A 6,923-nucleotide genomic window follows, 5' to 3' on the forward strand; every position below is an offset into this window, starting at 1 on the left:
CCTTAAGAGGCCGCCCTGTGCGGCCTCTTTTTTTTGCGGTTGCAATTTCAAAAACGTCGGCGCATACTATTGTTATAGTATAACATTACAAATGGAGTGAATAATGAAACAGGGTATTCATCCTGCCTACCGTCAGGTGGTGTTCCATGACACCACGGCCGATGCTTACTTTGTGGTGGGGTCCACCATTAAAACCGACCGTACCATCGAACATGATGGCAAAGTCATGCCTTATGTGACGCTGGATGTTTCTTCCGCCTCACACGTTTACTACACCGGTAAACAGAAGGACTTCGCCAAAGAGGGCAGCGCTGCGCGCTTCAGCCAGCGTTTTGGTGGCATTCTTAACGTTATGAAGAAATAAAGGAATTACGATGCAGGTATTAAGCTCGCTGGCATCAGCCAAAAAACGCCACAAGGATTGCAAAATCGTGCGCCGTCACGGCCGGGTATTTGTGATCTGTAAAAGTAACCCTCGCTTTAAAGCGGTACAGGGAAGAAAGAAAAAACGCTAAGTTAAAATGAACTTAATGTGCCAGGCGAATCATCAAAGGGTTCGCCTTTTTTGTGTCTTTTTATTTTCAATCACCAGCCCCTCCACATTGAATAATATTTTTTTCTCGAAAATCCATCTATTTAAGCTGATTACCATGCGAATACGCCCTCCGTTTACGGTGCGTTTATGCGCATTTTTTGTCAAAGAAATGTTTGTTAAATCAGTAATTTATATGAAGCATCATCATCGCAGTATCACATTGATTACTCCGATATTTGGCGATTGCTGAAGTGTAGTGGCACTACATTATATGACCCCCTGTCATTCAATAATGTTACGCATCATAATTAAATAGGGATATCAAAATGAAACGTTCAACATTAGCATTAGCCTTGTCATGCGTTATGTTTTCCGCTGCCAGTATGGCTTCAACACCGATTCAACTCTCCTCATTCAATAACCTGCCAGATGATAACGAAGTGAATGGTTTTCACGGCAGCTTCCTGTACAGCAATACAGGAACCGTAAATGGTTTTGACCTGCCAATCCTTGGTTACGGCGAACTGGATCAGCTCAACGGGTTGCAGATCGGTGCCGTTGCCGGTTCACATATTCGAAACGGTATGAACGGTGTTGCTATTGGTCTGTTTAACTGGCATGGCGGTACTGATAATGGCGTGAACATCGGTCTTGCCAACAAAGTTGGTGATATGGCCGGTTTCAACCTGGGTTTGTACAGTGGCGCAGAGCGGTTCAGCGGGGTTAACCTGGGCGTTGCAACGCAAACTGCCGATATGAGCGGTATTAACTTTGGTGCGATTGGAAACTACACCACGGGCAACATGCAGGGGATAAACGTTGCGCCGTTTAACTGGACCCAGCGTGATAGCACTGGTGTTAACGTCGGTCTTCTTAACCATACCGGTAACGCCACAGGCGTCAACATTGGTGCTCTTGGTAACTGGAGCGAGGGTGATATTAAAGGTCTGAACCTCGGCCTGGTCAACGTTTCGGGTAACGTTACCGGTTTAAACATTTCGCCACTGTATAATCTGTCGCAGGATACCGTGGGTGCCAACTTCAGTGCGGTTAACATGTCGCACAACGTGCAGGGGGCGAACATTGGTCTGGTCAATATGACAAACGATGTACAGGGAGGAAACATTGGCGTGGTCAACGTGGCCCATAACGTCAACGGTTTCAACTTTGGCGCAGTGAACGCCTCTTCGGGGACCACCAACGCCGACATTGGTGCGTTTAACTATTCCGACAGTACGTCCTTCCAGTTTGGTCTGGTCAACGCCACCAAAAATCTCGAAGGACTGCAAATTGGCATCATTAATATTGCAACCAATGCCACCGTTCCGGTGCTGCCACTGGTCAACTACCATCGTTCATTCTGATTGACGGCAAGGCGGATCGCCAGGCGCTCCGCCTTGTTGGGTTTACTTCATACTGACAACCATCGCCGTAACGTTATGTTTAAACGCGGCTACATAGCTATCTGCTTCCCCGCCCTTTTCCGTTAAGGCTTCAGGATAGAGTTCTCCACCCTGTTTCGCGCCGGTGGCAGAGGCAATCTGTTTGACCAGGCGAGGATCGATCTGATTCTCAATAAACCACGCGTTAATCTTCTCTTTCTTCAGTTGGTTAATCAGGCTGGCTACATCTGATGCACTGGCTTCAGATTCCGTAGAAAACCCGACAGGAGACAGGAAGCTGACGCCATATCGCTGGCCGAAATAGCCAAAAGCGTCATGGCTGGTTAATACCTTGCGCTTCGATTGAGAGATTTGCGCAAATTCCTGCTGTGCCCAGCTATCCAGCTTTTTCAGCTGTTCAATGTAGGCGTTGCCCTGCTGGCGGAAATAGGTAGCATCCGTTGGATCGGCAGCGATAAGTGCATTCATGACGTTAGTGGCATAGATCACGCCATTCTGCATGCTATTCCATGCATGAGGATCGGTAATTGTTTTGCCATCCTCTTCCATTTTTCGCGTATCAATTCCGCTGGAAGCCACAATGGTCTGCCCTTTATAGCCCGAAGAAGTAACCAGGCGATCCATCCATCCTTCCATCCCCAGGCCACTGACAAACACCAAATCAGCATGAGCCAGCGACTGACTGTCCTTTGGTGTCGGCTCAAAGCTGTGCGGATCGCCATTTGGCCCCACCAGGCTTTTGACCGCCACATGTTCACCGCCAACGTTTTGTACGATATCAGCCAGTACGCTAAAACTGGCCACGGCCTGTACCGTATTCGCCATCACTGCCGGGGCGGCAAACAGGGCTGACAGTGCCAGCACCAAAGGTAACTTCTTCATATTTTTACTCCTTCGCCATAGACAATGTTCTGCGTACGGCAAAAATACCGCCGCAGGGTCCAAATAAAATCGAGATAAAGAACAGCACTGCTGCGCTCAGAACCACGGCGGGTCCGGCAGGCAGAGAGAGATAAAATGAGGCGCAAAGACCGCTAAAACTCGAAATTATTGCCAGCAGCATCGCGGCAGTGAGAGTGCCGGAGAGATGGCGACTCCAGAAGCGGGCACTGGCAGCCGGCAGCATCATCAGGCCTACGCTCATTAACGTCCCTAGCACCTGGAAGCCCGCAACCAGATTGATCACCACCAGAATCAGAAAGATTCCGTGGACCAGCGGCGAGGTCCAGCGGTTTTGTGCTGCAAGAAACGTTGAGTCAAAAGCATCGATCACTAATGGACGATAGATAAAAGCCAGCACCAGTAACGTCGTACCGCTGATACTGCTGACCAGCAGAATTGACGGCGTATCAACAGCCAGTAGCGAACCAAACAGTACGTGCAGCAGATCGACGCTGGAGCCGCGCAGGGAAACCAGCGTAACTCCTAGCGCCAGCGATCCAAGATAGAAACCGGCAAAACTGGCATCTTCCCGCAGCGGAGTGTAGCGGCTGACCGCTCCGGATAGCAGAGCCACCGTCAGCCCGGCAATTACGCCACCGATGCCCATAGCCACCAGAGACAGCCCCGAGATCAAATAACCAATTGCCGCACCGGGAAGCACTGCGTGCGATAATGCATCCCCAACCAGGCTCATACGGCGAAGCAGTAAAAACACGCCAAGTGGCGTTGCACTAACCGAAAGAGCGACACAGGCCACCAGCGCACGGCGCATGAAACCAAATTCGATAAAAGGCTCAATGAGCATCATGCTCTTTCCCCTGTGCTGCGTGAAAAGTTAAGCCCGGTCACACCACAGCTGCGGCAGGACCATTCGCTATGATTCGCTTTCAAACGCAGGACCTGAGGGAAATGATTAGCCACCGTCGCCATATCGTGCAGAACGACAATCAACGTACAACCGGCTCGATGGCGCTCCGCCAGCAGTTCGATAAGCAGAGCAATGGTATCGCTGTCTACGCCACTAAACGGCTCATCCAACAGCAACAGTTCAGCATCCTGAATCAGCAGGCGGGCAAACAGTACGCGCTGGAGTTGTCCGCCAGAAAGCGTACCCGGCGATGCCTGGACAAATGGCAGCATACGGACCCGTTCCAGGGCTTCAAGGATCTGTTTCCTCTGCTGACGATTAATACCGCCGAACCAGCCACACTGCCGCCAGAAGCCCATCGCCACGAGATCGAACACAGTGAGGGGAAACGTTTTTTCAAGTTCTGCATGCTGCGGTAGCCAGGCAATCGTTGGGCGCGGAGATGGAAGGCTGATACTGCCGCTTACCGGGGGGATCATGCCGCACAGCGTTTTTAACAACGTCGATTTACCGCTGCCGTTATCACCGACCAGTGCCGTCATACTCCCCTGGGTAAACTCACCAACCAGCTCAGGGGTGACCGCACGTTGTTGATAGCCAACAACGAGTTTATTCAGTGTAATCATCAAACAATCGCCCATTTTGTCATCAACATAAGCAGCAGGACTAATACGAGGGTAAGCAAGGCTCTTAGCCAGGCAGGGCTACTAAACAGAGTGCCGAATCGGTAAAAAGGAGAGGATAGGTAGCGCATAGCATCATTCATTATGTTATAATATAACGAAAATCTACTGCTAAAATTGGTGAATTGATAAGATTAAAATGTATCTAAGTATTACATTATGCCGTAACGTGCTGCTCGGTGATTTATATAAAGAAAATTTAACAAGCGTGAAGCAACTCGAAAAAAGACGCCTGACATGAAATAATAATCAATTGATAAATCATAACGATAGGCTAAACCAGAATGACAACAGATTGGCTTTAGCTGTAAAAATGCATCATTTTTATTAGCAACAATTAACTTCAGGGTGAAAAATGCACAGAACTTTACCATTAAAAAATCGTCAAAGTGACATTACTCCACTAGAGTTAATAGAGGAAATTAAACAGAACATTCCTAAAATAGAGGGCGCACTGGTTGGCAATTTGATCTGGTATTCCCCTAATGCTCGCTATGTTCCGAATAGTCTGAATGTTATTTCCCTGGAAGAACTGGGACAATCGCGTTATACAATGAACTATAGTTTCCTTTGGAACGTCTTCAATGCCTGTCTTGATATTGATTCAGACGAAACCACTTATAGCTCAGTCAACTTTGTGCTTTCAGATGGTGCATTGCGGTTTGATATCATAGACAACTAACCGGACTCTATGTCCGAAGAATTGTAATAAACAGTCAATTAGTTAACAAAAAAATGAAACTAAGTTATATTCTAAATAGATGTTTCATTTGAAGAGTAATTATTACTTCCTGGCCTGCCGAGTATAAAAGTGCTGTTAATAAGCATGTTTTTCTAGCGATGGAGGGGAAAAAGATGGACGAATACTCACCGAGAAGGCATGATATTGCACAGCTGAAATTCTTGTGTGAAAACCTGTATGATGAAGGTATGGCAACGTTAGGTGACAGCCACCACGGCTGGGTCAACGATCCTACTTCTGCCATCAACCTGCAGCTTAATGATCTGATTGAGCACATTGCTGCTTTTACTATGAATTACAAAATCAAGCACGTCGATGATACCGATCTGATTGGACAGATTGATGATTATCTTGATGATACTTTTATGTTATTCAGCAACTACGGCATTAATGCACAGGACCTTCAGCGTTGGCAAAAATCAGCAAAACGCCTGTTCAATATTTTTGCAGAAGAGTGTGCGCCCGGCCAAACCCAGGCCAGCCATTCATTTTAGTAACCCACTACTCCTTACGGTTTAATGATGACTGACAAACTTTTAACTAAAACTGATTATCTGATGCGCCTCAGACGTTGTCGTTCTATCGACACCCTCGAGCGCGTGATTGAAAAGAACAAGTACGAATTATCTGATGACGAATTGGCTATATTTTATTCAGCAGCCGATCATCGTCTTGCTGAACTAACCATGAATAAACTTTATGATAAAGTCCCCGTTTCCGTGTGGAAATTTGTACGCTGACATTTAAATGGTTTTGATTTTAATAGAGTAGTGTGGGCAGAGCTGGTTAGGGCGTAACGGGCGACGTCCAACCAGTAGTACACCGTTAAAGATTCTATCAGGATTCATTGAATCGACCGCTGATGCGCAGAATGGATGTCTGCCAGGAGTATGACATCGTACTAAATCCTAATTAATCCCAGCATTTTACAAATAATCTTTGAGACCTGTGCTCTTACCTGTTTGTAGAGTCCAATCCTTTTATCGTGCCTGCCCTGAAGATGATAATTCCCCATATCGTGCCCTGCTGCTGTCGGTAGCTGCTATGTATTGCTTTGATACAGGCACCGGGATAAGCGATCCGGGCAAGCAGTGAGACTTCCAGCGAATGATTAAACCCAACTGATTAATCGTTCCACGGCAACCGGCACTGATTCGCACTTTCCAGACCAGCTGATCTGCCCCCAGTATTAGATACAACCGTCAGTTAGTAATGTCGGTTTGTTTATCTTCACATTTTCCATTTCGCCACCGTGCTGCAAACTCTGATGGCGTCTGATAATTCAGTGCCGAATGTGGACGCCACTCGTTATAATCCTGCCGCCAGTCATTAATGATTTTCCTGGCGTGAACGATATCGCTGAACCAGTGCTCATTCAGACATTCATCGCGAAATCGTCCGTTAAAGCTCTCAATAAATCCGTTCTGCGTTGGCCTTCCCGGCTGGATTAAGCGCAACTCAACACCATGCTCAAAGGCCCATTGATCCAGTGCGCGGCAAGCAGCTTCTTGAGTCTGGCGTTCTCTTCCTCAAGCGACTTCAGGCGCTTAACCTCGGGCACTTCCATACCGCCATACTTCTTGCGCCAGGTGTAAATGTAAGCAGACCCATTTTAGTTCCACACACTTTTTGAGATTTCCGGTTTCTCAGCCATCAGCCGATATTCTTCCGGTGTCAGGTTATTCAGGGATTCATGAGGCCGCTCGCTGTTATATTCCGTCAGCCAGCGTTCTGTGATTTCCCGTACTTC

Annotated in this window: 10 protein-coding genes and 2 pseudogenes; 6 read left to right on the forward strand and 6 right to left on the reverse strand. The window is 47.5% G+C overall.

The window, feature by feature from the left end; all coding sequences use genetic code 11:
• Positions 1 to 103 precede the first annotated feature (103 nt).
• From AC07U6_RS19855 to AC07U6_RS19865, 3 genes are all read left to right on the forward strand, one after another.
• A complete protein-coding gene (locus AC07U6_RS19855; RefSeq protein ID WP_105590823.1) occupies positions 104 to 364 on the forward strand; it encodes a type B 50S ribosomal protein L31 in 261 nt (86 codons plus the stop codon).
• Between the two features lie 10 nt (positions 365 to 374).
• The gene (ykgO, locus tag AC07U6_RS19860) at positions 375 to 515 is read left to right on the forward strand and encodes a type B 50S ribosomal protein L36 (RefSeq protein ID WP_071997379.1); all 141 of its coding nucleotides are present in this window, start codon (positions 375 to 377) and stop codon (positions 513 to 515) included.
• 403 nt (positions 516 to 918) lie between these two features.
• Positions 919 to 1,899, forward strand: a complete 981-nt coding sequence (locus AC07U6_RS19865; RefSeq protein WP_494761786.1) for an LA_2272 family surface repeat-containing protein — start codon at positions 919 to 921, stop codon at positions 1,897 to 1,899.
• 42 nt (positions 1,900 to 1,941) lie between these two features.
• Here the strand turns inward: AC07U6_RS19865 and AC07U6_RS19870 are convergent, their stop codons facing one another.
• From AC07U6_RS19870 to AC07U6_RS19880, 3 genes are read right to left on the reverse strand one after another with little or no spacing between them, the layout of a single operon-like run.
• Entirely contained in the window at positions 1,942 to 2,820 is an 879-nt protein-coding gene (locus tag AC07U6_RS19870; RefSeq protein ID WP_494761785.1) for a metal ABC transporter substrate-binding protein, read from the reverse strand.
• 4 nt (positions 2,821 to 2,824) lie between these two features.
• Positions 2,825 to 3,688 carry a metal ABC transporter permease gene (locus AC07U6_RS19875; RefSeq protein ID WP_494761784.1) on the reverse strand — a complete coding sequence of 288 codons (864 nt, stop codon included), beginning with the start codon at positions 3,686 to 3,688 and terminating at the stop codon, positions 2,825 to 2,827.
• Positions 3,685 to 4,374, reverse strand: a complete 690-nt coding sequence (locus AC07U6_RS19880) for a metal ABC transporter ATP-binding protein (protein ID WP_494761783.1) — start codon at positions 4,372 to 4,374, stop codon at positions 3,685 to 3,687. Before AC07U6_RS19880 ends, AC07U6_RS19875 begins: the two co-directional genes overlap by 4 nt.
• Before the next feature lie 412 nt (positions 4,375 to 4,786).
• Between AC07U6_RS19880 and AC07U6_RS19885 the strand changes: the two genes are divergently transcribed.
• From AC07U6_RS19885 to hha, 3 genes are all read left to right on the forward strand, one after another.
• Positions 4,787 to 5,113 carry a hypothetical protein gene (locus tag AC07U6_RS19885; protein WP_494761782.1) on the forward strand — a complete coding sequence of 109 codons (327 nt, stop codon included), beginning with the start codon at positions 4,787 to 4,789 and terminating at the stop codon, positions 5,111 to 5,113.
• A gap of 173 nt (positions 5,114 to 5,286) precedes the next feature.
• Positions 5,287 to 5,667, forward strand: a complete 381-nt coding sequence (gene tomB / locus AC07U6_RS19890) for an Hha toxicity modulator TomB (protein ID WP_494761781.1) — start codon at positions 5,287 to 5,289, stop codon at positions 5,665 to 5,667.
• A gap of 27 nt (positions 5,668 to 5,694) precedes the next feature.
• A complete protein-coding gene (gene hha / locus AC07U6_RS19895; protein WP_105591157.1) occupies positions 5,695 to 5,913 on the forward strand; it encodes a hemolysin expression-modulating protein Hha in 219 nt (72 codons plus the stop codon).
• Between the two features lie 462 nt (positions 5,914 to 6,375).
• Here the strand turns inward: hha and AC07U6_RS19900 are convergent.
• The 3 genes and pseudogenes from AC07U6_RS19900 to AC07U6_RS19910 form a co-directional block, all read right to left on the reverse strand.
• Positions 6,376 to 6,699, reverse strand: a pseudogene (locus AC07U6_RS19900) (integrase core domain-containing protein); the annotation flags it as partial.
• Positions 6,669 to 6,779 (reverse strand): annotated as a pseudogene (locus AC07U6_RS19905) (transposase); the annotation flags it as partial. The pseudogenes AC07U6_RS19905 and AC07U6_RS19900, both read right to left, overlap by 31 nt.
• A 6-nt stretch (positions 6,780 to 6,785) precedes the next feature.
• A partial coding sequence (locus tag AC07U6_RS19910) for an integrase core domain-containing protein (RefSeq protein ID WP_494764833.1) occupies positions 6,786 to 6,923 on the reverse strand: 138 nt, incomplete at its 5' end.

The sequence above is a fragment of the Erwinia sp. GW821-FHT03D09 genome (assembly GCF_059420805.1).

Coding starts and splice junctions, on each gene's coding strand:
- AC07U6_RS19855 (WP_105590823.1), top strand. CDS start 104: ATGAAACAGGGTATTCATCCTGCCTACCGTCAGGTGGTGTTCCATGAC.
- ykgO (WP_071997379.1), top strand. CDS start 375: ATGCAGGTATTAAGCTCGCTGGCATCAGCCAAAAAACGCCACAAGGAT.
- AC07U6_RS19865 (WP_494761786.1), top strand. CDS start 919: ATGGCTTCAACACCGATTCAACTCTCCTCATTCAATAACCTGCCAGAT.
- AC07U6_RS19870 (WP_494761785.1), bottom strand. CDS start 2,820: ATGAAGAAGTTACCTTTGGTGCTGGCACTGTCAGCCCTGTTTGCCGCC.
- AC07U6_RS19875 (WP_494761784.1), bottom strand. CDS start 3,688: ATGATGCTCATTGAGCCTTTTATCGAATTTGGTTTCATGCGCCGTGCG.
- AC07U6_RS19880 (WP_494761783.1), bottom strand. CDS start 4,374: ATGATTACACTGAATAAACTCGTTGTTGGCTATCAACAACGTGCGGTC.
- AC07U6_RS19885 (WP_494761782.1), top strand. CDS start 4,787: ATGCACAGAACTTTACCATTAAAAAATCGTCAAAGTGACATTACTCCA.
- tomB (WP_494761781.1), top strand. CDS start 5,287: ATGGACGAATACTCACCGAGAAGGCATGATATTGCACAGCTGAAATTC.
- hha (WP_105591157.1), top strand. CDS start 5,695: ATGACTGACAAACTTTTAACTAAAACTGATTATCTGATGCGCCTCAGA.